Source organism: Polaromonas sp. P1_F9 (assembly GCF_056405615.1).
Genome location: NZ_JBFUBT010000001.1, coordinates 354,825 through 379,588, shown reverse-complemented (window position 1 = coordinate 379,588; position 24,764 = coordinate 354,825). Strand labels below are relative to the sequence as shown.

Below are 24,764 nucleotides of genomic sequence, written 5' to 3'. Positions count from 1 at the left end.
GCGACGATAGGGGGTTCAGGTCACGGATTTAGGTCACAAGCTGACCGGAAAAAAGGCTACAAGAGGTGTCAAAAAGCGATAGCGGGGCGACTACAAGGCGAAACAAGGCGAATGGGGATTGCAATTTCCATTTTCGGCCGAATGTCGTATTCTGTTTGGTTGCCCTGAATTTTAACGGGGCTTGATCGAGGTTTTATGCCAGAAGCTATGGAAGTCATAACTGATTCAGTCAACACCGACCCCGCTGCGGGCCAGTTCGTGCGTTTCCCGGATTCGCCGTTCGAGCTGTTCCAGCCCTATCCGCCTGCGGGCGACCAGCCCACCGCAATTGACCAGCTGGTCGAGGGCATCAACGACGGCGAGGTGTTTCAGACTCTGCTGGGCGTGACCGGTTCGGGAAAGACCTTCACCATGGCCAATGTGATCGCCCGCCTGGGGCGCCCCGCTATCGTATTTGCGCCCAACAAGACGCTGGCGGCGCAGCTGTACAGCGAGTTCCGCGAATTTTTCCCGAAGAACGCAGTGGAGTATTTCGTCAGTTACTACGACTATTACCAGCCTGAAGCCTATGTGCCGCAGCGAGACCTGTTCATTGAAAAGGACTCGGCCATCAACGAGCACATCGAGCAGATGCGCCTGTCGGCCACCAAGAGCGTGCTGGAGCGGCGCGACACCATCATCGTCGGTACGGTCAGCGCTATTTACGGCATAGGTGCGCCTGAGGATTACACACAGATGCGGTTCATTGCGCGCATCGGCGACAAGATGGGCCAGCGCGACGTGATCGCCAGGCTGATCCGCATGCAGTACACGCGCAACGAGCAGGACTTCGCGCGCGGCACGTTCCGGGTGCGCGGGGACGTGATCGACATTTTCCCGGCCGAGCATTCCGAGCTGGCCATACGCATCGAGCTGTTCGACGACGAGATCGAGTCGCTGCAGCTGTTCGACCCGTTGACAGGCCGGATACGCCAGAAAATCCCGCGCTTTGTGGTCTACCCCAAGAGCCACTACGTTACGCCGCGCGACAAGGTCATGACGGCGGTGGAGACCATCAAGCTGGAGCTGTCCGAGCGGGTGGCCCAGTTCGTCGCCGACGGCAAACTGGTGGAAGCCCAGCGCATCGAGCAGCGCACCCGGTTCGACCTGGAGATGCTCAGTGAAATCGGCCACTGCAAGGGCATTGAGAACTACACCCGCCACCTGAGCGGTTCGCCGGCGGGATCGCCCCCTTCGACGCTGTGCGATTACCTGCCCAAGGATGCCGTGATGTTTCTCGACGAGAGCCACGTCATGATCGGTCAGCTCAACGCCATGTACAACGGCGACCGCGCACGCAAAACCACGCTGGTGGAATACGGTTTTCGCCTGCCGAGCGCGCTGGACAACCGGCCGCTGAAGTTCGAAGAGTTCGAATCCAAGATGCGCCAGGCCGTTTTTGTCTCGGCCACCCCGGCCAACTATGAGAAAGAGCACTCCGGCAAAGTAGTGGAACAGGTCGTCAGGCCTACCGGTCTGGTGGATCCACAGGTGGAAGTGCGGCCGGCCGCGCATCAGGTCGACGACGTGCTGCAGGAAATCCGCATCCGGGTCGAGAAGAACGAGCGGGTGCTGATCACCACCCTGACCAAGCGCATGGCCGAGCAGCTGACCGATTACCTGAGCGACAACGGCGTGAAGGTCCGCTATCTGCACAGCGATGTGGATACGGTGGAACGCGTGGAAATCCTGCGTGACCTGCGGCTGGGCGCTTTTGACGTGCTGGTGGGCATTAACTTGCTGCGCGAAGGGTTGGACATTCCGGAGGTGTCGCTGGTGGCCATCCTGGACGCCGACAAGGAAGGCTTTTTGCGCGCCGAGCGCAGCCTGATCCAGACGATTGGCCGGGCGGCCCGCAACCTGAACGGCCGTGCGATTTTGTATGCAGACCGCATCACCGACTCCATGAAAAAAGCCATGGATGAAACCGAGAGGCGGCGCAACAAGCAGATTGCCTTCAACCTGGAGCACGGCATCACGCCGCGCAGCGTGGTCAAACGCATCCGCGATTTGATTGACGGCGTCTATAGCGAAAAATCCGGCAAGGAAGCCGAAAAGATCGAGATGCAGAAGGCGTTGGTGGAGGACATGAGCGAGAAGGACATCGCCCGCGAAATCAAGCGCCTGGAAAAGCAGATGATCGAACACGCCAAGAATCTCGAGTTCGAAAAAGCCGCCCGGGTGCGGGACCAGCTGCACATCCTGAAGGAACAGGCTTTTGGTGCGCCTGGCACCGATAATGTCGTGCCGCTGACCTCTGCAGGCCAAGCCCGCGCCTAGACCCGCTGGCCCCTTGGCTCCATTTAATGCACTGAAATGGTGCGTTAAATGGGTCTGCCTACGGGTTAGTCCTCATGTTTGGGGCCGTCTCAGCGGGAAAAACCCTGCTTGTGTTATACTTGACGAAAACAGTCAAGAACAATACCAGAACAACAAAAGCCCCCGCGATACCGGTTGACTGACCTGGGCGGCTGGAGGAAGAGTTCCCTGTAAGCCACAAGCTTTCAGGGTGAAAACGACAGTCAAGCCATTTAAAGGAGCTTGTTATGCGCCTCACGACCAAAGGCCGCTTTGCGGTCACCGCGATGATTGATTTGGGATTGCGCCAGAACAACGGCCCGGTCACGTTGGCCGCCATCAGCCAGCGCCAGCAGATTTCCCTTTCCTACCTCGAACAGCTGTTCGGCAAACTGCGCCGTCACGAACTGGTGGAATCCACCCGTGGTCCCGGCGGCGGTTATACGCTGGGCCGCAAGGCTTCCGAGATCACCGTGGCTGACATCATCGTGTCGGTGGACGAGCCGATCGACGCCACCCAGTGCGGCGGCAAGGAAAACTGCCTGGGCGAAGGCGGCCGCTGCATGACGCACGAGCTGTGGGCTTCGCTGAACAGCCGCATGGTGGAGTTCCTGGACTCCGTGACCCTGCAAAAACTGGTGGAAGACCAGCTCGCCAAGGGCGTGGTGATCGAGAACACCCCGCAGGTCAAAAAAGCCATTTTCACAGCGCCGGTTGTCAAGCCGATTCGCGTGAACGCGCCGAACTCGGTCTTCGCACTGGGCAATGCATTTTCCAAATCCTGAAGGAGCGGTGCCGGGCGTCTGCCCGGCATCATCCTTTTGTGAACCGACTGCATTGACTTCATTGATCGCGCTGCCAGCCAGCCTGTGAATTTAAAGAGCTAGCCACATGGACACCCCGCACTTTCCCATCTACATGGACTACAGCGCCACGAACCCCTGCGACCCGCGGGTAGTGGACGCCATGATTCCCTGGTTGCGCGAGCATTTCGGCAACCCCGCTTCGCGCAGCCATGCCTGGGGCTGGGAAGCAGAAGCCGCCGTCGAGAAAGCGCGTGAGCAGATCGCCGACCTGATTGGCGCTGACCCGCGCGAAATCGTCTGGACCAGTGGCGCAACCGAGTCCAACAATCTGGCCCTGAAGGGTGCGGCTCATTTCTACAAGACCAAGGGCAAGCACATCATCACGGTCAAGACCGAGCACAAGGCTGTGCTGGACACCTGCCGCGAACTGGAACGCCAGGGTTTTGAAGTGACCTACATGGACGTGCAAGCCGACGGCCTGCTCGACCTGGAAGCCCTCAAGGCTGCGATCCGCCCCGACACCATTCTGGTCAGCGTCATGTTCGTCAACAACGAAATCGGCGTGATCCAGGACATCCCGGCCATTGGCGCGCTGTGCCGTGAAAAAGGCATCATCTTCCATGTCGATGCCGCGCAGGCTACCGGCCGTGTTGATATCGACCTGGCGACCTTGCCGGTCGACCTGATGAGCCTGACCTCGCACAAGACTTATGGCCCCAAGGGCATTGGCGCCTTGTACGTTCGCCGCAAGCCGCGGGTGCGCCTTGAAGCACAGATGCACGGTGGCGGCCATGAGCGCGGCATGCGTTCGGGCACCTTGCCCACGCACCAGTGCGTTGGCATGGGCGAGGCCTACCGCATCGCCAAGGCCGAGATGCACGAAGAGAACAAGCGCATTCTGGCACTGCACGAACGCATGCTCAACGGGCTCAAGGATGTGGAAGAGGTGTTCCTCAACGGCCACGCTGACAAGCGCGTGCCGCACAACCTGAACATGAGCTTCAACTTCGTTGAAGGCGAGTCGCTGATCATGGGCATCAAGGGTCTGGCTGTGTCCAGCGGCTCAGCCTGCACGTCGGCCAGCCTGGAGCCCAGCTATGTGCTGCGCGCCCTGGGCCGCAGCGACGAACTGGCGCACAGTAGCCTTCGCATGACGATTGGCCGCTGGAGCACCGAAGAAGAAATTGACTACGCGGTCGCCACCATCAAGGAAAACGTGGCCAAACTGCGCGAACTGTCTCCCCTGTGGGAGATGTTCAAGGATGGCGTGGATCTGTCCACCATCCAGTGGGCTGCTCACTGAAATGGAACACCCCCGAAGCAGCTCGCGCTGCCTCCCCCTCAAGGGGGCGACATCTGTGGCCCGGCAAAGCCGGTTCCACGCTGTCACTGGAAAAGAAGCGAATTTGACGAAAGGAATTGATCATGGCTTATTCTGAAAAAGTGGTAGACCACTATGAAAACCCCCGCAACGTCGGCTCCTTTGAAAAGGGCGACGAATCGGTAGGCACCGGCATGGTTGGTGCACCGGCTTGCGGCGACGTGATGAAGCTGCAGATCAAGGTCAACCCGGTGACGGGCGTGATTGAAGATGCACGTTTCAAGACCTACGGCTGCGGCTCCGCGATTGCTTCCAGTTCGCTCGTGACCGAGTGGGTCAAGGGCAAGACGCTGGACGAAGCGGCAAGCATCAAGAACAGCGCGATCGCTGAAGAGCTGGCGCTGCCGCCTGTGAAGATTCACTGCTCCATCCTGGCGGAAGACGCCATCAAGGCCGCCGTGAACGATTACAAGCAAAAGCACACGCACTGATCAACGCATCACCCGTCACCTGTTTTTTTCGAGTGATTTAAATGTCCGTTACCCTCACTGACGCTGCAGCCCGACACGTGACCCGCTACATGACCAAGCGCGGCAAGGGTGTGGGCGTTCGCCTTGGCGTGAAGACCACTGGCTGCTCCGGCCTGGCTTACAAGCTGGAATACGCCGACGAGATCGCACCGGAAGATGTCGTGTTTGAAGACAACGGTGTCAAGGTGCTGGTCGACCCGAAAAGCATGGCCTACATCGATGGCACCAAGCTCGACTTTGTACGCGAAGGCCTGAATGAAGGCTTCAAGTTCATCAACCCCAACGAACGTGATCGTTGCGGCTGCGGCGAAAGCTTCCGGGTTTGACGGGTGAGCGGTCCACCCTGTGCTGCACCCTTACCCAAGCCGCCTCCACTGATTGTGCTGGCGGCTTTTTCTCGGCATGAATCTCCAATCCAACGACTTCGAACTTTTCGGCGTGCCCCAGCGTTTCGCGCAAGACCGCGCAGCGCTTGATGCCCGTTGGAAGGATTTGCAGCGCGAAGCGCATCCTGACAAATTCGCGGCTCAGGGTACGGCCGCCCAGCGTGTGGCCATGCAGTGGTCGGTGCGCATCAACGAGGCCTACCAGCGGCTGAAAGATCCGCTCAAGAGGGCGAGCTATTTGTGTGAGCTGAACGGTGCGCCCATTAACGCCGAAAACAACACCGCCATGCCGCACGACTTCCTGATGCAGCAGATGCAGTGGCGCGAAGCGCTCGACGATGCCGAAACAACTGAAGATTTTGAAGAAATAGCCTCCCAAGCCACAGCTGACGAGCGCAAGCAGCTATCAAAAATAGAGCAACTGCTGGACGTGGACAAGGACTTTCCTGCCGCAGCCCAGCAGGTCAGAAGCCTTATGTTTATTGAGCGCTTTGCCAGTGAGGTTGATGCACGCATCGACCAGCTGGGACAATAGGAACCTGTTCAATGTCTTTTTGGAGTCGCACAAGTACCTTTTCGGGATGGGATGCAAGGCGCGGTGCACCGCCAATAGCCAGGCTATTGGCAAGCGCCGCAACGCCGCAGACCGCCCGACAAGGCACTTGCCCGAAGAGTTGGAGTGAAATCGGGCGATTGGACGCCCCGGCCGCTTGCATGGGCATCAGCCCATGCGGCGCATCCGAAGCATCCACTCATCCCGATTGCACTCCAATGCGATCTCCAAAAAGACATTGAACAGGTTCCAAGGCATTACAGAAAAAGTACGACACCCGCGACATGGCACTCCTGCAAATTTCCGAACCCGGCCAGACGCCCGACCCGCACCAGCGACGCATCGCGGTGGGCATTGACCTGGGCACGACACATTCGCTCGTCGCCAGCGTGCGCAGTGGCGTGTCCGAATGCCTGCCCGACGAGCAGGGGCGCGTGCTGCTGCCGAGCGTAGTGCGCTACCTTGAGGACGACAAGCGCCAGATAGGCTATGAAGCCCTGGCCGCGCAGGTCGAAGATCCGCGCAACACCATTTCCTCGGTCAAACGGTTGATGGGCCGCGGTATTGACGACATTGGCAGCCGCGCCCAATTGCCTTACGAGCTCAATGACAAGCCTGGCATGGTTACGCTGCAGACTGTCGCTGGCGAGAAAAGCCCGGTCGAGATCAGCGCCGAGATTCTGGCCACGCTGCGTTACCGCGCCGAAGACACTTTCAGCGATGACATCTACGGTGCAGTCATTACGGTGCCTGCCTACTTTGACGACGCCCAGCGTCAGGCCACCAAAGACGCCGCGCAACTGGCGGGCCTCAATGTATTGCGCCTGCTCAATGAGCCCACGGCCGCTGCCATTGCCTATGGGCTGGACAACGCCAGTGAAGGCGTTTACGCCGTCTATGACCTTGGCGGTGGCACTTTCGATATTTCCATACTGCGTTTGACCCAAGGCGTCTTCGAGGTGGTGGCCACGGGCGGCGATTCCGCGCTTGGTGGCGACGATTACGACCGCGCGCTGGTCGACTGGGTGCTGGCCAAGGCGGGCCTTGCAGCAGATGCGCTCACTCCGTCCGACAAGGCGGCGCTGCAGCGCACTGCGCGCAGCTGCAAGGAGGCGCTTTCGGCTGCCAACCCTGTGCCTTTTTCGGTGCAACTGGCCAAAGCCCTCGTTAACTTCGAGATGAAGGCGGAAGATTTTGAAACCGCCACCGCCCACCTGACCCAGCGTACCCTGGCTGCCGTTCGCAAGGCGTTGCGCGATGCCAAGCTGGCGAAAGAAGATATTCAGGGCGCAGTGCTGGTAGGTGGCTCCACGCGCATGCCGCAAGTGCGCAAGGCGGTTGCCAGTTTCTTCGGGCGCGAGCCGCTGGTTAATCTCAACCCCGATGAAGTGGTGGCGCTGGGCGCGGCCATTTCTGCCAACCAGCTCGCCGGCAACAACACGGGCACGGACCTGTTGCTGCTCGACGTGATCCCGCTGTCGCTGGGCATCGAGACCATGGGAGGGCTGGTCGAGCGCATCGTGCCGCGCAACCAGACCATCCCCACAGCCATGGCACAGGACTTCACCACCTACCAGGACGGCCAGACCGCACTGGCGCTGCATGTAGTGCAGGGCGAACGCGACTTGGTGGCCGACTGCCGCAGCCTTGCCCGTTTCGAGCTGCGCGGCATTCCTCCCATGGTGGCTGGCGCCGCGCGTATCCGTGTGACGTTTACCGTCGACGCCGACGGGCTGCTCAGCGTGAACGCGAAAGAACAGGTCAGCGGCGTTGAGGCACGCATCGACGTGAAGCCTTCCTACGGCCTGTCGGACGACGACATTGCGCGCATGCTGCAAGACAGCTTTTCAACCGCGCAGCAAGATATGCAGGCGCGCGCCCTTGCAGAAGCCCAAGTCGATGCCGACCGCATGATTCTGGCTACGCAAAGCGCGCTGGCGGCGGATGCCGACTTGCTGAGCCCCAATGAGCGGGCGCAGATCGACAGCCTGATCGTCGGTCTTGCCGACACACGCGCCCACGGTGATGCCGCCGCGATAGAGGCGGCCACCCAGGCGCTGGCCAAAGGAACCGAAGGCTTTGCCGCCCAGCGCATGAACCGGGGCATCAAGCAAGCCCTCGCCGGTAAAAACATCGAGGCGGTCTGAACAGGCCGACAACCATGCCCATCATCAAAATACTGCCTCATCCCGAATATTGCCCACAGGGCGCTGAAATCACAGCCCCAGCCGGCACCTCGATCTGCGAAGCCCTGCTCGACAACAAGATCAACATCGAACACGCCTGCGACCTCAGTTGCGCCTGCACGACCTGCCATGTCATCGTCCGTGAAGGCTTTAAATCACTGAACGAGCTCGACGAGAGCGAAGAAGACCTGCTGGACCGCGCCTGGGGCCTGGAGCCCAATTCGCGTTTGAGTTGCCAGGCCTTCCTGGCGCAGTCGGATGTGACGGTGGAGATACCCAAATACTCCATCAATCACGCAAAAGAGAATCACTGAATTTTGGGGTAGTTCAGGACGGATTTCCCCCTGTGCGGAGGCGATAATCCAGCCATGCGCCAAATCGTCCTTGATACCGAAACCACCGGTCTTTCCGCTGAAAACGGCGACCGCATCATCGAAATCGGTTGCGTCGAACTGGTGGCCCGCAAGCTCACCGGAAACAACCGCCACTTCTACCTGAACCCCGAACGCGACAGCCACGAAGACGCGCTCAAGGTTCACGGCATCAGCAACGAGTTCCTGAAAGACAAACCCAAGTTTTCGGCCGTGGCCGACGAACTACTGGAGTACCTGCAGGACGCCGAGATCATCATCCACAACGCGCCTTTCGATGTGAGCTTCCTCAACAAGGAGCTCGAGCTCATCGGCAAGCCGCCCATCAAGCATTGTGTGGCCAAGGTCACCGACAGCCTCATGATGGCCAAGGAGCTGTTCCCGGGCAAACGCAACTCGCTGGACGCCTTGTGCGACCGGCTCGAGGTCGACAATTCGGGCCGGACCTTGCATGGCGCCTTGCTGGACGCTGAATTGCTGGCTGATGTCTACATCAATCTCACCCGTGGCCAGAATGCGCTGGTGATGGATGTGGGGGACAGCGCCCGGGAAGGCGATAGTGACGTGCCCCAGATTGATCTCAGCACCTTTGACCTGCCGCTGCTCGCTGCCAACGACCAGGAGATCGCCGACCATGAAAAGCTGCTGGTGGATATTGACAAGGCCAGCAAGGGTAAAACGGTTTGGCGTGTTTTGGCGGCGTAAACCATAAAGCCGTCCGAAACAGCATATAATCTTAGGCTGACCAACAGGGCGGTTAGCTCAGGGGTAGAGCACTGCATTCACACTGCAGGGGTCGCAAGTTCGAAACTTGCACCGCCCACCAGAATTTGAAGAACAAAAAAGGCCAAGTCGCAAGACTTGGCCTTTTTCATTTTCTGCGCCGACAGCGCAGTTTCCAGTCTTAAAGCACTTCGCTCGCGAAATCAGCCAGTCGCGAGCGCTCACCGCGGGCCAGCGTGATGTGCCCACCGTGCGGCCAGCCTTTAAAGCGGTCGACGGCAAAGGTCATGCCTGAAGACCCCTCGGTCAGGTACGGTGTGTCGATCTGCGCCAGGTTGCCCATGCAGATGATCTTGGTGCCCGGACCGGCCCGCGTGATCAGCGTTTTCATCTGCTTGGGCGTCAGGTTTTGCGCTTCGTCGATGATGACGTACTTGTTCAGGAAGGTGCGGCCGCGCATGAAGTTCATGCTCTTGACCTTGATGCGCGAGCGAATGAGCTCGTTGGTGGCGGCGCGTCCCCATTCGCCCGAGCCGCTGTCGGTTTTGCCCAGCACCTCCAGGTTGTCGTCCAGCGCGCCCATCCAGGGGCCCATTTTTTCCTCTTCAGTGCCCGGCAGGAAGCCGATGTCTTCGCCGACCGAGACTGTGGCGCGCGTCATGATGATTTCGGTGTAGCGGCGGTCGTCCAGCACTTGAGTCAGGCCCGAAGCCAGCGCCATCAGCGTCTTGCCCGTGCCCGCCGTGCCGGCCAGGGTGACGAAGTCCACCTCCGGGTCCATCAGCAGGTTCATGGCAAAGTTCTGCTCGCGGTTTCGCGTGGTGACGCCCCAGACCGCATTTTTGAGGTGGTTGTAGTCCTTCAGGGTTTTCAGGACGGCGGTTTTCGCCCGGATTTCCGTCACACGGGCATACAGCGGCGGCTCGCCGGGGGCCTCGAAAAATACAAACTGGTTGATCAGCAGGCTGCCCACGATGGGGCCCGTGATGCGGTAGAAGGTGTGGCTGCCCTGCTGCCAGCTTTCAATGGTTTTGCTCTGGCGCGTCCAGAAGTCCGCCGGCAAAGCCAGCGAGCCGGAATACAGCAGGTCGCCGTCTTCCAGGGTTTTGTCGTTCTGGTAGTCGTCGGTGGCAAGGCCCAGCGCGCGGGCCTTCACGCGCATGTTGATGTCCTTGGACACCAGAACCACCTCGCGCGGCGCGTATTCCTTGCGCAAGGCCTCGACCACACCCAGGATCTGGTTGTCGGCCTTGCCCTGCGGCAAGCTCATGGGCAGGGTGTAATCCAGCGGTTTGGTCTGGAAGAACAGGCAGCCGCCGGCTTCCGGGTGGCCGGTGGTGTCGAGTTTCAGGCCTTTGGCAATGTCGGCGCCCTGGGTGCCTGCCAGCGCGTCCAGCGTCCGGCTGGTCTGGCGGGCGTTGCGCGCCACCTCGGTCATGCCCTTTTTGTGACCGTCGAGCTCTTCAAGCACGATCATGGGCAGGAAGATGTCGTGCTCCTCAAACCGGAACAGGCACATCGGGTCGTGCATCAGCACATTGGTGTCGAGCACGAACAGCTTGGTAGGGCCGGTGCGCTTGGCCTTTTTGGGCCTGGCAGCCGGCTGCGGCAGTGGAATGCTCTCTTTTTTATAGCTGCTTGCGCTCGTCCTTGAAGGGTTGGCGGGCTCTTTTCCTTGAAACGCTGACGGATGCTGGCTGCCATCCCCTGCAGCGCGGCTGTCAAACAGGTCCATCACCGGGGGTTTCTGGGCGGATTCGGCACTTTCCGTCTTGCGTGCTTTGGAGGGCGAGCGGGCGGGCGCGTCAAGCGCGTCGGGGGAGAGCAGGGCGGCACGTTTGGTCGGGGCGGGGGGCAGGGGCATAGTGCTTAAAACTCTCTAAAAAAGAAGGGTTCCAGAAGCGAAAAAGCCGCCTTGAAACCAGGGCGGCTTGTTCTTTTGGCGCAGTTGCGAAGGTCAACAGCATGAGTTCATTATGCACAACTCGCGTGACAGGGCAATCCTTTGCAATTCTTTGTTGCTAACTGGCGTCAGGGCTGTTTCAGGCAGCCTTTTTGAGTGCCTTGACGGCCTTGAGCACGTCGTCCACGTGGCCGGGCACTTTCAGGCCGCGCCACTCTTCTTTCAGCTGACCGTCGGCGCCCACCAGGAAGGTGCTGCGCTCGATACCCTTGACCTTCTTGCCGTACATGATCTTGTTTTTGACCACGCCGAACATGTGGCACATTTTTTCTTCGGTGTCCGCGATGAGCTCGAACGGGAGTTCAAGCTTGGACTTGAACTCGTCGTGGGATTTCATGTTGTCGCGGGACACGCCGAACACGGTTGCGCCGGCCTTGACGAAGTCCTTGTAGCGGTCACGGAACTGCATGGCTTCCGTGGTGCAACCCGGCGTGTTGTCCTTGGGATAGAAGTACAGCACAACGACTTTGCCGAGGTGGGATGTGTTGGAAACCTTGATGCCGCTCGTGGCGATCGCTTCAAATTCGGGGAGTGGTTTATTGACGACGACTGCCATACTGAGTAGACCCTGACGAAAGTAGTTGTAATTAGCCGCGCCTTTTGGCAACCGGCCCGGACGCGAGTCCTGGGATGTGGTGCCAAGTGCAACCCTAGATTTTACCCTGAAAGAGGGGGCATTTCAGCCTTCTGTTCCTTCTGTTTCAATCAGCAGGGCAGCAATTACCTGCCGGCCTTCTCCCGCGAGGATGTTGTAGGTGCGGCATGCCGCCAAGGTGTCCATGGTCTCAACGCCGATGCGGCGCTGCATCAGCGTGCGCAGGAAGGCCGGAGGCGGAAAGCGCAACCGGGAGCCGCTGCCAAAAATCACGAGTTCAGGCTGCGTCGCGGCAAGCAGGGCGAAATGCTCTGCCGTGAGTTGCTCAAAACGCGTGCAGTTCCATTCAAATTTTTCGCCCCTTGAGCCAATCACGATGCTGTGTTCGATTTTCTCCGCGATACCGTTGCTTCCCAGGCCGACCCAGCCTGGACCGTAGCCAAGGATGGACTGGACATCGAGACGGTCTGGCTGAAGTTTCATACGGGATTATTTGGGCGTTTCGATGGCGCGGAGGACGCCGATGCACGGGGCGGTTTGACGGGTTTTAGAGGCGAAAACCCCCTTTTATGTGGTCAAATTATAGATTCCGCCCGAATTTCCCGCCGCAGTGCTGACGCTTCTTCCCCGTTGCCAGCATGGTGGGGCCCGAGGCCCTGCCCACATACCGATAAAACTGCATGAAACCGATCACCAAATCTGCCAAGCTGGCCAACGTCCTTTATGACATCCGCGGCCCGATCATGGATGCCGCCAAGCAGATGGAAGAAGAAGGCCAAAAACTCATCAAGCTCAATATTGGCAATCTGGCGGTGTTTGGTTTTGATGCGCCCGAAGAAGTCCAGCAGGACATGATCCGCAACCTGCCTGCCTCGGCCGGCTATTCGGACAGCAAGGGTATTTTTGCGGCGCGCAAGGCCGTGATGCACGAGACACAGAAGCAGGGCATCAAGGGCGTCACGCTGGACGACATTTACCTCGGTAACGGCGCGAGCGAACTGATTTCAATGGCCACCAACGCCTTGCTCGATGACGGCGACGAACTGCTGTTGCCGGCGCCCGACTACCCGCTGTGGACGGCTTCCACCAGCCTCTCGGGCGGCACGCCGGTGCATTACCTGTGCGACGAAAGCAACGGCTGGATGCCCAACCTGGACGATATCCGCGCGCGGATCACGCCAAAGACCAAAGCCATTGCGGTCATCAATCCCAACAACCCGACGGGCGCGCTGTATTCAGACGACCTCCTCAAGGGCATCGTTGCCATTGCACGCGAGCACGGCCTGGTCATCCTCGCGGACGAGGTTTATGACAAGGTGTTGTACGACGACGTGAAGCACACGGCCATCGCCAGCCTGTCGACCGACGTGCTCACGGTGACCTTCAATTCGCTTTCCAAGAGCTACCGCTCATGTGGCTACCGCGCCGGCTGGATGGTGGTGTCCGGCCCCAAGAAGCAGGCGCAAGACTATATCGAAGGCCTGAACATGCTGGCCAACATGAAGCTGTGCTCCAACGTGCCCGGCCAATGGGCCATCCAGACTGCGCTGGGCGGCTACCAGAGCATCAACGACCTGACCTGCGAAGGCGGGCGCTTGCGCCGCCAGCGCGACCTGGCCTATGAGCTGATCACCGCCATTCCGGGCGTGAGCTGCGTCAAGCCCAGCGCTGCGCTCTACATGTTTCCCCGTCTCGATCCCAAGGTCTACCCGATCAAGGACGATCGCCAGTTTTTCCTGGAGCTCCTCAAGGAGACCAAGGTCATGCTGGTACAGGGCACGGGCTTTAACTGGCCCGAACCGGACCACTTCCGTATCGTTTTCCTGCCGCATGAGGAAGACCTGCGCGAAGCCATTGGCCGCATTGCGAAGTTCCTCGAGAACTACCGCAACAACCGAACTTGACCCTGCATCCGGCCCCATCCTCTTTCCTCGCTCTTTTGAGGGCAGGACTCCAAGATCAACGTAAAGCAAGACCTAAGCGACTATGAAACCGACGAATTTGAGCCCGATCCGGGTAGGCCTTCTGGGCATTGGCACCGTGGGCAGCGGCACCTACAACGTGTTGCAGCGTAACCAGGAAGAAATCCGCCGCCGTGCCGGCCGCGGCATTGAAATCACCATGGTGGCCGACCTCGACGTGGCGCGCGCCAAAGCTGCCGTGGGTCCAGGCGTGCAGGTGGTGGACGACGCCCGCAAGGTCGTCGCCAGCCCCGATGTCGACATCGTGATCGAGCTCATCGGTGGCTATGGCATCGCCAAACAACTGGTGCTCGAAGCCATCGAAGCCGGCAAGCACGTGGTCACCGCCAACAAGGCGCTGCTGGCCGTGCACGGCACCGAGATTTTTGCAGCGGCCCACCGCAAGGGCGTGATGGTCGCCTTCGAGGCGGCGGTGGCCGGCGGCATCCCCATCATCAAGGCCCTGCGCGAAGGACTCACCGCCAACAGCATCCAGTGGATCGCCGGCATCATCAACGGCACCACCAACTTCATCCTGTCCGAGATGCGCGACAAGGGCCTGGACTTCGACGTCGTGCTCAAAGAAGCGCAGCGCCTGGGTTACGCCGAAGCCGACCCCACCTTCGACATCGAAGGCGTGGACGCCGGCCACAAGGTCACGCTGATGTCGGCCATCGCTTTCGGCATCCCGGTGCAGTTCGACAAGGCTTACGTTGAGGGCATCACGGGTCTCGCCGCACAAGACATCCGTTATGCCGAGCAACTCGGCTACCGCATCAAGCTGCTGGGCATCACCAAGCGCGCCGCCAACGGCATTGAGTTGCGCGTGCACCCGAGCCTTGTGCCCGCCAAACGTTTGATCGCTAATGTTGAAGGCGCGATGAACGCCGTGGTAGTGCAAGGCGATGCCGTCGGCACCACGCTGTACTACGGCAAGGGCGCGGGCAGCGAGCCCACCGCCAGCGCCGTGATTGCCGACCTGGTGGACATTGCCCGCCTGCACACCGCAGACCCCGAACACCGCGTGCCCCACCTGGCTTTCCAGCCCGACGCGATGAGCGATTTGCCCGTGGTGCCCATGTCCGAAGTTGTCACCAGCTACTACCTGCGCCTGAAAGTCGCCGACGAAGCCGGCGTGCTGGCCAAGGTCACGGGGATCCTGGCCGGCGCGGGCATCAGCATTGATGCGGTGCTGCAGCGCGAAGCCGATGAAGTGGGCGGCGTGGGTTCCACGCACACCGACCTCATCATCCTCACGCACGAGTGCGTGGAAGCGAAGATGAACGAAGCCCTGGCCCAAATGCAGGCGTTGCCCACGGTGCTCGCGCCCATCACCCGCATCCGCAAGGAGGAGCTGGCCTGATGTTGTACATCTCCACGCGCGGCCACGCCGATCGCAAGCGCTTTTGTGAAATCCTGCTCGAAGGCCTCGCGCCCGACGGCGGCCTCTACTTGCCCGAGCAATATCCGCAGGTGGATGCTGCCACGCTGCAGAAGTGGCGCGGCCTGTCTTACGCCGAGCTCGCGTTCGAAGTCCTCTCGCTCTACGTCGACGATATCCCGGCAACCGACCTCAAAGCCATCTGCAACAAAACCTACACCGAAGAAGTGTTCGGCACCCAGGCCATCGTCCCGCTGAAAAAGCTCGAAGACGGCCTCTACCTCGAGGCCCTGTCCAACGGCCCCACGCTGGCCTTTAAAGACATGGCCATGCAGCTGCTGGGCAACCTGTTCGAATACGAACTGGCACGCCGCGGCGAAGAACTCAACATCCTGGGCGCCACCAGCGGCGACACCGGCAGCGCAGCCGAATACGCCATGCGCGGCAAGAAGGGCGTGCGCGTCTTCATGACCTCGCCGAACGGCCGCATGAGCCCCTTCCAGCAGGCGCAAATGTTCAGCCTGCAGGATGAGAACATCCACAACATCGCGGTCGATGGCGTGTTCGACGATTGCCAGGACATCGTCAAGGCGGTGTCCAACGACCTGGCCTTCAAGCGCCAATACAAGATCGGCACCGTTAACTCCATCAACTGGGCGCGCTTGATGGCGCAGGTGGTGTACTACTTCGCAGGGTACTTCCAGGCCACGAGCAACAACACGGAGAAGGTCAACTTCACCGTTCCTTCCGGCAACTTTGGCAACGTCTGTGCCGGCCACGTCGCCCGCATGATGGGCCTGCCTATAGCCAGGCTGGTAGTGGCCACCAACGAAAACGACGTGCTCGACGAGTTCTTCCGCACCGGTGTCTACCGCGTGCGCAGCAGCGCCGACACGCACGAAACTTCCAGTCCTTCCATGGACATTTCCAAGGCTTCGAACTTCGAGCGCTTTGTGTTTGACCTGCTGGGCCGCGACGGCGGCAAGACCAAAGCCTTGTTCCATGACCAGATCGGCAACCAGGGTTACTTTGACCTGAGCGTTGAGGCCGCCTTCAAGTCGGCCGCGCAGCGCTACGGTTTTGTGAGCGGCAAGAGCACCCATGCCGACCGGCTGGCCACCATCCGCGACACCTACAAGCGCTTTGGCACCATGATCGACACTCACACCGCCGACGGCGTGAAGGTGGCGCGCGAGCAGCTCCAGCCCGGTGTGCCCATGATCGTGCTGGAAACCGCCTTGCCCATCAAGTTCGCGGCCACCATTGAAGAGGCCTTGGGCCAATTGCCCACGCGGCCTGCGAAGTTTGAAGGCATTGAGGCCCTGCCCAAACGCGTCGTGGTGCTGCCGGCTGACGCGGCCGTGATCAAACGCTACATTGCCGAAAATGTACATTAAATCGGGCTGTAGCCCTTATCTGACTTGCGCAAGCAGCTATATTTTTAATAGCAACCTGGGCGTCTTCCGGCCTTTCTTTCTGTGAGAGCGACATCATGAACGTGGTCGGATTTGCCGGGTATTCCGGTTCGGGCAAGACGACACTGGTCGAAAAGCTGATCCCGGCACTGAAAGCCAGAGGCCTGCGCGTGTCGGTGGTCAAGCATGCGCACCACAAGTTCGACATAGACCATCCCGGCAAAGACACTTTCCGGCATCGCCAGGCCGGTGCCTTTGAAGTGGTCGTGGCCTCGCCAAACCGGCTTGCGCTCATGCGTGAATTTGAAAAGCCGTCCGAGCTCACCGTTCACCAGCTGATCGCCGAGCTGTACGGTGGCGTGGACTGGGTGCTGGTAGAGGGCTTCAAGAGCAGCGACCTCCTCAAGATCGAAGTCTGGCGTGCCCCCTCGGCCGACTATGCCGGTAAACCTCCGCTCTACCCGGACGACGACTTTATCGTCGCCGTCGCCACGGATGCACCCGACAAGCTGCCCCAAGCAACCTTGCGCCCGTTGCTGGATTTGGACGATGCCGACGCCGTGGCGGAGTACCTGGTCAACAATCAGGAACGCTTCGCCTATTCGTTTGAAGACCGTTTCGGTTAAACATCCGCCAAAGCAGGATTTTTCGTTCCGTTCATGTTTTTTGTTCCGGACACCCTGACCATGAGTTCTGTTTCCCCCATGCCCGCCGGCCCGGCGCCTGCACCGCAGCCCGGTCGGGCCCCCTTGAAGCCGCTGGACCAGGCGCTGGCCGAGTTACTGGACCGCGCGGCATTACTGCCCGGCGCCGAGACGGTTTCCACCTTCGATGCCGACGGCCGGGTGCTGGCCCAGGATCTGGTGTCCAGCCTTGATGTACCGGCACACGACAACAGTTCCATGGACGGCTACGCGGTGCGTGCTGCCGACTGGTCAGCCGATGCGGTGCTGCAAGTCAACCAGCGTATTCCGGCCGGCAGCAGCGGGCATGCGCTGGCGGCGAATTCCGCGGCGCGCATTTTCACCGGTGCGCCCATTCCGCCGGGCGCTGATGCAGTGGTGATGCAGGAAGACTGCGATGTGGTGGACGCTGGCGTGCGCATCAAGGTGCGGCCCCAGTCCGGTCAATGGATTCGCCGCCGTGGTGAAGACGTGACCTCGGGCGCCGCGGTGCTGCACCGTGGCGAGCGCCTGACGCCGGCCTCGCTCGGTCTTGCCGCCAGCATCGGTTTCGACAAACTGCAAGTGGCCCCACGCGTTCGCGTGGCCCTCTTTTCCACCGGCGATGAGCTCGTCATGCCCGGCGAAGTCGCCCCCGCCGACATGAAGCCCGGCGCCATCTACAACTCCAACCGTTTCTTTTTGCGCGCGTTGCTGCTGCGCCTGGGCTGTACGGTCACCGACCTGGGCATCGTGCCCGACCGCCTGGACGCCACCATCGCAGCGCTCAAAGGCGCCAGCGAGCAGCACGACCTGATCCTCACCAGCGGTGGCGTGTCGGTGGGCGAAGAAGACCACATCAAGCCCGCCGTCCAGGCGCTGGGCGAACTGGCGCTCTGGCAGATCGCCATGAAGCCGGGCAAGCCCTTCGCCTACGGCAAGATTGCAGGCTCTCACTTCATCGGCCTGCCTGGCAACCCGGTGTCCAGTTTTGTGACCTTCCTGGTGCTGGTGCGGCCCTTCCTGCTCAAGCTGCAGGGCGCCGCCGAAACCGCCGTTCGCCCCACTGCGGCCATAGCGCATTTCGACTGGCCCAAAGCCGACAAGCGCCGCGAGTTCTTGCGTGTGAAGCGCAACGCCGCCGGCGGGCTGGAACTCTTCAACAACCAGAGTTCGGGCGTGCTGACTTCGGCGGTCTGGGGCGATGGCGTGATCGACAACCCGGCCGGCCAGACCATTGCGCAGGGCGATGTGGTGCAGTTCTTCCCGTTTTCGGCGCTGATGTCGTAAAGGCAGCTTGACAAGGCCCCCATGAAAATCACCGTCAAATACTTTGCCTCCATCCGCGAAGCCATAGGGCAGGGCAGCGAGCTGCGCGACACCTCTGCCGGCACGCTGGCCGCACTGCGCGATGAACTGCTTGCGGCAACGCCCGCGCATGCCGCAGCGCTCGCACGCGGCAAGTCGGTGCGCATGGCGCTCAACCAGGTCATGAGCGACGAATCCGCCGCGCTCAGCGAGGGCTGCGAAGTCGCCTTTTTCCCGCCCGTCACTGGCGGTTGATCCAGGCCGCCGCGCTGCGGTTCAAACCACCAGCGCATCCAGTCGCGCAAGCCGCTCTACCAGCACTGCCGATGCCCGCGTCATCGGGCTGCGCAACTCTTCGCGCAACAAACCCTGCCGCGCCAGCAATGCCTTGAGCGGGCCCGGATTGGGTTCGGCAAACAGGGCTTCAATCAGCGGCGGCAGCGGTTTCCACAAAGCCTCGGCCCCGGCCACGTCACCCGCTCGAAGGCGCTGAACAATTTCCGCAAATCGCGACGTATGCAAATGCGCCGCTGCCGCGATAGCGCCCCGGCCGCCTGCTGCCACGGTCGTGAAGATGTTCGCATCCTCACCGGCCAGCACCTGCAACTGCCCATCGGCGATCAGTGCCCGCGTTTTTGCCGTGTCGCCCCCGCAATCCTTGACGGCCTGTATGCGCGGGTGCGCCGCCAGCGCCCGGATGGTCTCAAGCGCCATCTGGCTGCCTGTGCGGTAGGGAATGTCGTAAAGAACCACCGGCACCGCGCTGGCATCGGCCAGGGTGGTAAACCATTCGATCAGTCCCTCTTGTGACGGCCGGATATAGCTGGGCGCCGGCAGCAAGATGCCCGCAAGGTTCAGTTGGCTCAAAGCACAAACGCGCGCAGCCGTTTTACCCAGGTGGTAGCCAGACAAACCCATGATCACCGGCAGGTCAGGGGCTTCGGCCATCACGGTTTGCAGCACCTCGAGTTGCTCTTCATCGCTGAGCGCGGCAGCTTCACCGGTAGAGCCGCATACCACCAGCCCGGCGATGCCGCTGGCCTGGTAGTACGCTACCAGGCGCTTCAAGGCCCCGTAGTCGACCTTGTCCTGGTCAAACGGGGTAACGAGCGGGATCCACAGTCCCGAGAAATCGTGAGTTGCCCGAGTTGCCCGAGTTGCTTGATTTGCCTGATCGGCCTGATTGACGTTAAGCGCTGTTTGCATGAATACACATCCTGAAAAACTGACCGGCTTGGAAGGCCGCCATCAGAACAAGAGAAGGTGTCCGCAAAAGAGGGGAAGAAGTAACCGGCGGCTCCATCGCTCATTCGACGACGGAACCGCAGCCCCGGTCAAATGAGCAACGGTTTTTTCGATTTGCTGGCGCACGCCTCACAGCCACGGGCGCTGTCGGGCGTCCGGGTGGCAAGGAGGTGAATGTGGCCAGTCATGCGCCCAATATTACTTGACGAGGTGGGTTCTGGCCCGGTTTCGGCGTCGAATAGACACCGGCCTGGTTGGCCCAGTGGCAAAATTGCCACTATGGCCCAGTCTTCCCCCCGCGTCCTCATCACCACCGACGACTTCAACCTCGCCGATGAAGTTGCCGCGCTGCGCGCAAACGACAAGCGCGTCGGCGCCGTCTGCACTTTCACCGGCACGGTTCGGGACCGCAATATGGCCCCCACGCTCGGCACTGGCGTGTCCTCGCTGCCCCCCGAGGGGGCTGAACTTGCTCGGGGCGGCCCTTCGCTGCGTTCGTCGGCCGACGCGGGAGAAGTACTTTCCATGGAACTCGAGCATTACCCGGGCATGACCGAAAAAGCCATCGAGGCCATGATCGATGAGGCGATGTCGCGTTTTGATATTTTTGGCGCCCGCGTCATCCATCGTGTCGGCCTGTTGCAGCCGCTGGACCAGGTGGTGATGGTGGCCGTAGTGTCAGCCCATCGCGGCGAAAGCTTCAAGGCCTGCGAATTCCTGATGGACTACCTGAAAACCCAGGCGCCGTTCTGGAAGAAGGAAGAAACGCCGGAAGGCGCCCGCTGGGTGGATGCCCGGATTCGCGACGATGAGGCCCTGGCACGTTGGGGGATAGACTCCCCCAATGCCTGATTTTGGAAAGCGCCATGCTCATATTCAATATATTCAAAAGCCTGTTCAAGACCGGGGCACGCAGGGACCAGGAAGACTTGCAGTTAGCCCAGGCGCTGTTTCAGCGCTCAGAGCTTGATATCGCCCGCGAAGTACTGGACGCGCTGATCCAGAGGTCTCCGGCTCACGCGAATGCCCTGTTGCTCAGGGGCGTGGTGAAGCGCCTGTCCAATGATCCGGGGGGAGCGATTGCCGATCTGGAACAATCGTTGCCGCGGGCGGCCGGGGCTGAACGGGCAACCTGCCACTTTGAACTCGCGCAGTGCTGGCACGCGATGGGGGACAGTACGAAGGCATTAACGCATTGTGAGAAGGCGCGCGAGCTGGATCCCGCTTCAGTACCGATCTTTTTCCTGCTGAGCCAGCTGCGCTTGCCGGGTGACTATTATTTCGACGTATTGACCCGCATCGTTGAACATGTGAAGCCCCGCACCTATGTGGAGATTGGTGTATTCGAGGGGGCTTCGCTGAAGCTGGCCCAGTCGGCAGAGGCCGTGGTTGGCGTAGACCCGGACCCCAAGATCACATGGCCGCTTGAGCCCAACATGAAAGTGTTCAAGATGACCAGCGACGACTTTTTTGCCAGCCATGATCTGGGAGTTGAGCTGGGCCGACGGCCTGTGGACCTGGCGTTTATCGACGGAATGCACCAGTTTGAATTCGCCATGCGGGACTTCGCGCACCTTGAACGGTTTTGCCGGCCGGACTCTGTCATTCTGGTCCATGACTGTTATCCGGTGGATGCCGAATCGGCAGGGCGGGAACCCCGCTCCAGCCGCTGGAGCGGGGATGTTTGGCGTCTAATCGTGCTGTTGAAAAAGTACAGACCCGATCTGCGAATTCACACGATTGCCAGCGCGCCCACGGGACTGGCCGTGATCCAGAATCTGGACCCTGCGTCCACCTATCTGCTGGACAACCAGGACAGCCTGTACAAGGAATTCGTCGCCCTGGACTACGCCTGCCTGCATGACGACAAGGCCGACAAGCTCAACCTGTTCTCCAATCACTGGCCTTCGATCCAGGAGATGATCGGTCAACGTCGCTGATAAGCGCATGCATGTCCGCGGGGCCTGAATTCAGTGCTGGCATCAGGGAAAGCGGCTGGCGGCGGGGCAAACCCAGACGCCTTTCTGGAAGAAAGAAGAAACGCCGGAAGGCGCCCGCTGGGTGGATGCCCCGGGTCAGTGACGACGCGGCGCTGGGGAAATGGGGCATCAGCGCCGATGCCTGAACCGGGCGCGGGCTTGACGCACATCAAACGCAGCCCAATGGCTTGCCGTGCTTGCGGCTGAATGACTTGAAAAGGCGCGCAAAAGCCCCAAACTTGGCAATAACCGCTCCTTCGTGAGCCCCGGAGCCCTTTTTGCGGAGTCAAATTCAATGCGACAAGACAAACTCACCACCAAATTCCAGGAAGCCCTGAGCGATGCGCAATCCCTCGCGCTGGGCAGTGACAACGGCTATATCGAGCCGGTTCATCTGCTGGCTGCCATGCTGCGCCAGGACGACGGGCCGCGCGCCCTGCTGGAAAAAGCCGGCGTCAACGTCGGCGGCCTCACGCAGGCAGCTGATGCTGCTGTCAAGAAGTTGCCACAGGTAGAGGGCCAGGACCAGATCCAGGTCAGTTCCGACCTCGCCAAACTGCTGCAGGCCACTGAAAAAGAAGCCATCAAGCGCAATGACCAGTTCATCGCCGGTGAACTCTTTTTGCTGGCTGTGGCCGACAGCAAGAGCGACGTGGGCCGGCTGGCCAAGGAAAACGGCCTGACCCGCAAGGCGCTGGAAGCGGCGATCGACGCCGTGCGCGGCGGGCAGGGCGTGAACAGCGCCGACGCCGAAGGCCAGCGCGAAGCCCTCAAGAAATACTGCATGGACCTGACCGAGCGCGCCCGACTGGGCAAGCTCGACCCGGTCATCGGCCGCGACGATGAAATCCGCCGCGCGATCCAGGTGCTGCAGCGCCGCACCAAGAACAACCCGGTGCTGATCGGCGAGCCCGGCGTCGGCAAGACCGCCATCGTCGAGGGCCTGGCCCAGCGCATCGTCGCGGGTGAAGTGCCGGATTCGCTCAAGGGCAAGCGTGTGCTGAGCCTGGACATGGCGGCGCTGCTGGCCGGCGCCAAGTTCCGCGGCGAATTTGAAGAGCGCCTGAAGACAGTGCTGAACGAGCTGGCCAAAGACGAAGGCCAGACCATCGTCTTCATCGACGAGCTGCACACCATGGTGGGCGCCGGCAAGGCAGAAGGCGCCATGGACGCGGGCAATATGCTCAAGCCGGCATTGGCGCGTGGCGAGCTGCATTGCGTCGGTGCCACCACGCTCGACGAATACCGCAAGTACATTGAAAAAGACGCCGCGCTGGAGCGCCGCTTCCAGAAAATCCTGGTGGGCGAGCCGAGCGTGGAGGCGACGATTGCCATCCTGCGCGGCCTGCAAGAGAAATACGAAGAGCACCACGGCGTGCAGATCACCGACCCGGCCATCGTGGCCGCGGCCGAGCTGAGCCATCGCTACATCACCGACCGTTTCCTGCCCGACAAGGCCATCGACCTGATCGATGAAGCCGCGGCCAAGATCAAGATCGAGATGGACTCCAAGCCAGAGGTCATGGACAAGCTCGACCGCCGCCTGATCCAGCTGCAGATCGAGCGCGAAGCCGTGCGCCGCGAAAAAGACGAGTCTTCGAAAAAGCGCTTCGACCTGATTGAAGAGGAGATCGCCAAGCTGCAAAAAGAGATATCCGACCTCGATGAAATCTGGCAGGCCGAAAAAGCCCAGGCGCTCGGCTCCAAGGACGTGATGGAGGAGATCGGCCGCATCCGCTTTCAGATCGAGGAGTTCACCCGCAAAGGCGACTTCAACAAAGTCGCCGAGCTGCAATACGGCCAGCTGCCGGCGCTTGAAAAACGCCTGAAAGAAGCGCAGGACAGCGAAGCCCACAAAGGCAAGTCCAACGCGCCTACGCTGCTGCGCACCCAGGTCGGCGCCGAAGAGATCGCCGAGGTCGTGGCGCGCGCCACCGGCATTCCCGTCAGCAAGCTGATGCAGGGCGAGCGTGACAAACTGCTGCTCATGGAAGGCAAGCTGCACGAACGTGTGGTCGGCCAGGACGAAGCCATCGGTGCCGTGGCCAATGCCATCCGCCGCTCGCGTTCGGGTCTGTCCGACCCGAACCGGCCCACCGGGTCTTTCCTGTTCCTCGGTCCTACGGGTGTCGGAAAGACCGAGCTGTGCAAGGCGCTGGCTGGTTTTTTGTTTGACAGCGAAGACCACCTGGTCCGCATCGACATGAGCGAGTTCATGGAAAAACATTCGGTAGCCCGCCTGATTGGCGCGCCTCCCGGCTACGTGGGCTACGAGGAGGGTGGCTACCTGACCGAAGCCGTGCGCCGCAAGCCCTACAGCGTGCTGCTGCTCGATGAGGTGGAAAAAGCCCACCCCGATGTCTTCAATGTGCTGTTGCAGGTGCTGGACGATGGCCGCCTGACCGACGGCCAGGGCCGCACTGTGGACTTCAAGAACACCGTGATCGTCATGACCAGCAACATCGGCTCGCCCATCATCCAGTCCATGGTGGGCCAGCCGTATGAGGATGTGAAGGAAGCGGTGGAGGGCGAGCTGAAGAACTACTTCCGGCCCGAGTTCCTGAACCGTATCGACGAGACCGTGGTGTTCCATTCGCTCGACGCGAAAAACATCGAGTCCATCGCCCGCATCCAGCTGCGTACGCTGATCGCGCGCCTGCAGAAGATGGACCTCAACATGGAGGTGTCGGAAGCGGCGATTGCCGAGCTCGCCAAGGTCGGTTTCGATCCGGTGTTTGGTGCACGTCCGCTCAAGCGAGCGATTCAGCAGCGCATTGAAAACCCGCTGTCGAAGTTGTTGCTTGAGGGCAAGTTCCCGCCCAAGAGCACCATCCCGGTGGATGTGGACCCGATCCAGAATCCCGGGGTGTTCAGCTTCGAAGCGTCGGCCGGCTGAGGCCGGGCTGAGCGGCGCCTGAAGCTTGCTATCGAATTGATAGCTGCTCGCGCCCGCCAGCCGAGGGTTAGTGGCCATTTCTGATGTGAAAAAGACAAAACCCCGTTCCTGCACACGCAGGCAACGGGTTTTTTCTTGCCCGCCGT

General features: G+C 60.7%; 22 protein-coding genes, 1 tRNA gene and 1 pseudogene. 20 read left to right on the top strand and 4 right to left on the bottom strand.

Annotation, left to right across the window (positions count from 1 at the left end; translation table 11 throughout):
- Positions 1 to 195 precede the first annotated feature (195 nt).
- The 10 genes from uvrB to AC1DYR_RS01700 all read left to right on the top strand — a co-directional run bounded on the left by uvrB (position 196) and on the right by AC1DYR_RS01700 (position 9,316).
- Positions 196 to 2,319, top strand: coding sequence for an excinuclease ABC subunit UvrB (uvrB, locus tag AC1DYR_RS01745; protein WP_477703568.1), 2,124 nt, complete (start codon positions 196 to 198; stop codon positions 2,317 to 2,319).
- 266 nt (positions 2,320 to 2,585) lie between these two features.
- Positions 2,586 to 3,122, top strand: coding sequence for a Fe-S cluster assembly transcriptional regulator IscR (gene iscR / locus AC1DYR_RS01740; RefSeq protein ID WP_457280416.1), 537 nt, complete (start codon positions 2,586 to 2,588; stop codon positions 3,120 to 3,122).
- Between the two features lie 106 nt (positions 3,123 to 3,228).
- Complete coding sequence (locus AC1DYR_RS01735) at positions 3,229 to 4,446, top strand: IscS subfamily cysteine desulfurase (protein ID WP_457280417.1); 1,218 nt, start codon at positions 3,229 to 3,231, stop codon at positions 4,444 to 4,446.
- Positions 4,447 to 4,568: 122 nt separating this feature from the next.
- Entirely contained in the window at positions 4,569 to 4,955 is a 387-nt protein-coding gene (gene iscU, locus AC1DYR_RS01730) for a Fe-S cluster assembly scaffold IscU (RefSeq protein ID WP_122956871.1), read from the top strand.
- A gap of 41 nt (positions 4,956 to 4,996) precedes the next feature.
- On the top strand, positions 4,997 to 5,320 hold the full coding sequence (gene iscA, locus AC1DYR_RS01725) for an iron-sulfur cluster assembly protein IscA (protein ID WP_074575253.1): 324 nt from the start codon (positions 4,997 to 4,999) through the stop codon (positions 5,318 to 5,320).
- Positions 5,321 to 5,396: 76 nt separating this feature from the next.
- A complete protein-coding gene (hscB, locus tag AC1DYR_RS01720) occupies positions 5,397 to 5,915 on the top strand; it encodes a Fe-S protein assembly co-chaperone HscB (protein WP_477703567.1) in 519 nt (172 codons plus the stop codon).
- A gap of 302 nt (positions 5,916 to 6,217) precedes the next feature.
- Positions 6,218 to 8,080, top strand: coding sequence for a Fe-S protein assembly chaperone HscA (gene hscA / locus AC1DYR_RS01715; RefSeq protein WP_477703566.1), 1,863 nt, complete (start codon positions 6,218 to 6,220; stop codon positions 8,078 to 8,080).
- 14 nt (positions 8,081 to 8,094) lie between these two features.
- Positions 8,095 to 8,433, top strand: a complete 339-nt coding sequence (fdx, locus tag AC1DYR_RS01710; protein WP_431095873.1) for an ISC system 2Fe-2S type ferredoxin — start codon at positions 8,095 to 8,097, stop codon at positions 8,431 to 8,433.
- 54 nt (positions 8,434 to 8,487) lie between these two features.
- Positions 8,488 to 9,195, top strand: coding sequence for a DNA polymerase III subunit epsilon (gene dnaQ / locus AC1DYR_RS01705; RefSeq protein ID WP_477703565.1), 708 nt, complete (start codon positions 8,488 to 8,490; stop codon positions 9,193 to 9,195).
- Between the two features lie 46 nt (positions 9,196 to 9,241).
- Positions 9,242 to 9,316, top strand: a tRNA-Val gene (locus AC1DYR_RS01700).
- A gap of 78 nt (positions 9,317 to 9,394) precedes the next feature.
- Here AC1DYR_RS01700 and AC1DYR_RS01695 read toward each other — a convergent pair.
- The 3 genes from AC1DYR_RS01695 to AC1DYR_RS01685 all read right to left on the bottom strand — a co-directional run bounded on the left by AC1DYR_RS01695 (position 9,395) and on the right by AC1DYR_RS01685 (position 12,254).
- Complete coding sequence (locus tag AC1DYR_RS01695; protein WP_477651082.1) at positions 9,395 to 11,077, bottom strand: PhoH family protein; 1,683 nt, start codon at positions 11,075 to 11,077, stop codon at positions 9,395 to 9,397.
- A 178-nt stretch (positions 11,078 to 11,255) separates the two neighbouring features.
- Complete coding sequence (locus tag AC1DYR_RS01690) at positions 11,256 to 11,732, bottom strand: peroxiredoxin (protein ID WP_457280423.1); 477 nt, start codon at positions 11,730 to 11,732, stop codon at positions 11,256 to 11,258.
- Positions 11,733 to 11,855: 123 nt separating this feature from the next.
- Entirely contained in the window at positions 11,856 to 12,254 is a 399-nt protein-coding gene (locus tag AC1DYR_RS01685) for an Mth938-like domain-containing protein (RefSeq protein ID WP_477703564.1), read from the bottom strand.
- A gap of 197 nt (positions 12,255 to 12,451) precedes the next feature.
- Here AC1DYR_RS01685 and AC1DYR_RS01680 point away from each other — a divergent pair, with 197 nt between their 5' ends.
- From AC1DYR_RS01680 to AC1DYR_RS01655, 6 genes are all read left to right on the top strand, one after another.
- Positions 12,452 to 13,675: a pyridoxal phosphate-dependent aminotransferase gene (locus tag AC1DYR_RS01680; protein ID WP_477703563.1), complete on the top strand. Its 1,224-nt coding sequence runs from the start codon at positions 12,452 to 12,454 to the stop codon at positions 13,673 to 13,675.
- Positions 13,676 to 13,772: 97 nt separating this feature from the next.
- Positions 13,773 to 15,095: a homoserine dehydrogenase gene (locus AC1DYR_RS01675; protein ID WP_477704113.1), complete on the top strand. Its 1,323-nt coding sequence runs from the start codon at positions 13,773 to 13,775 to the stop codon at positions 15,093 to 15,095.
- Positions 15,095 to 16,510, top strand: a complete 1,416-nt coding sequence (gene thrC / locus AC1DYR_RS01670) for a threonine synthase (RefSeq protein ID WP_477703562.1) — start codon at positions 15,095 to 15,097, stop codon at positions 16,508 to 16,510. The genes AC1DYR_RS01675 and thrC overlap by 1 nt, the downstream gene beginning before the upstream one ends.
- Positions 16,511 to 16,605: 95 nt before the next feature.
- Positions 16,606 to 17,154 carry a molybdopterin-guanine dinucleotide biosynthesis protein B gene (gene mobB / locus AC1DYR_RS01665; RefSeq protein WP_477703561.1) on the top strand — a complete coding sequence of 183 codons (549 nt, stop codon included), beginning with the start codon at positions 16,606 to 16,608 and terminating at the stop codon, positions 17,152 to 17,154.
- A 60-nt stretch (positions 17,155 to 17,214) separates the two neighbouring features.
- On the top strand, positions 17,215 to 18,480 hold the full coding sequence (locus AC1DYR_RS01660; protein ID WP_477703560.1) for a molybdopterin molybdotransferase MoeA: 1,266 nt from the start codon (positions 17,215 to 17,217) through the stop codon (positions 18,478 to 18,480).
- Between the two features lie 21 nt (positions 18,481 to 18,501).
- Complete coding sequence (locus AC1DYR_RS01655; protein ID WP_477703559.1) at positions 18,502 to 18,753, top strand: MoaD/ThiS family protein; 252 nt, start codon at positions 18,502 to 18,504, stop codon at positions 18,751 to 18,753.
- Between the two features lie 21 nt (positions 18,754 to 18,774).
- Here the strand turns inward: AC1DYR_RS01655 and dapA are convergent, their stop codons facing one another.
- Positions 18,775 to 19,704, bottom strand: a complete 930-nt coding sequence (dapA, locus tag AC1DYR_RS01650; RefSeq protein ID WP_477703558.1) for a 4-hydroxy-tetrahydrodipicolinate synthase — start codon at positions 19,702 to 19,704, stop codon at positions 18,775 to 18,777.
- Between the two features lie 318 nt (positions 19,705 to 20,022).
- On the opposite strand from dapA, the gene AC1DYR_RS01645 reads away from it, so the two are divergent.
- The 4 genes and pseudogenes from AC1DYR_RS01645 (at position 20,023) to clpB (ending at position 24,618) form a co-directional block, all read left to right on the top strand.
- Positions 20,023 to 20,595, top strand: coding sequence for a molybdenum cofactor biosynthesis protein MoaE (locus AC1DYR_RS01645; RefSeq protein ID WP_477703557.1), 573 nt, complete (start codon positions 20,023 to 20,025; stop codon positions 20,593 to 20,595).
- A gap of 2 nt (positions 20,596 to 20,597) precedes the next feature.
- The gene (locus AC1DYR_RS01640) at positions 20,598 to 21,683 is read left to right on the top strand and encodes a class I SAM-dependent methyltransferase (protein WP_477703556.1); all 1,086 of its coding nucleotides are present in this window, start codon (positions 20,598 to 20,600) and stop codon (positions 21,681 to 21,683) included.
- Between the two features lie 67 nt (positions 21,684 to 21,750).
- Positions 21,751 to 21,868 (top strand): annotated as a pseudogene (locus tag AC1DYR_RS01635) (molybdenum cofactor biosynthesis protein MoaE); the annotation flags it as partial.
- Between the two features lie 149 nt (positions 21,869 to 22,017).
- Positions 22,018 to 24,618 carry an ATP-dependent chaperone ClpB gene (clpB, locus tag AC1DYR_RS01630; protein ID WP_477703555.1) on the top strand — a complete coding sequence of 867 codons (2,601 nt, stop codon included), beginning with the start codon at positions 22,018 to 22,020 and terminating at the stop codon, positions 24,616 to 24,618.
- The last annotated feature ends 146 nt before the right edge of the window (positions 24,619 to 24,764 follow it).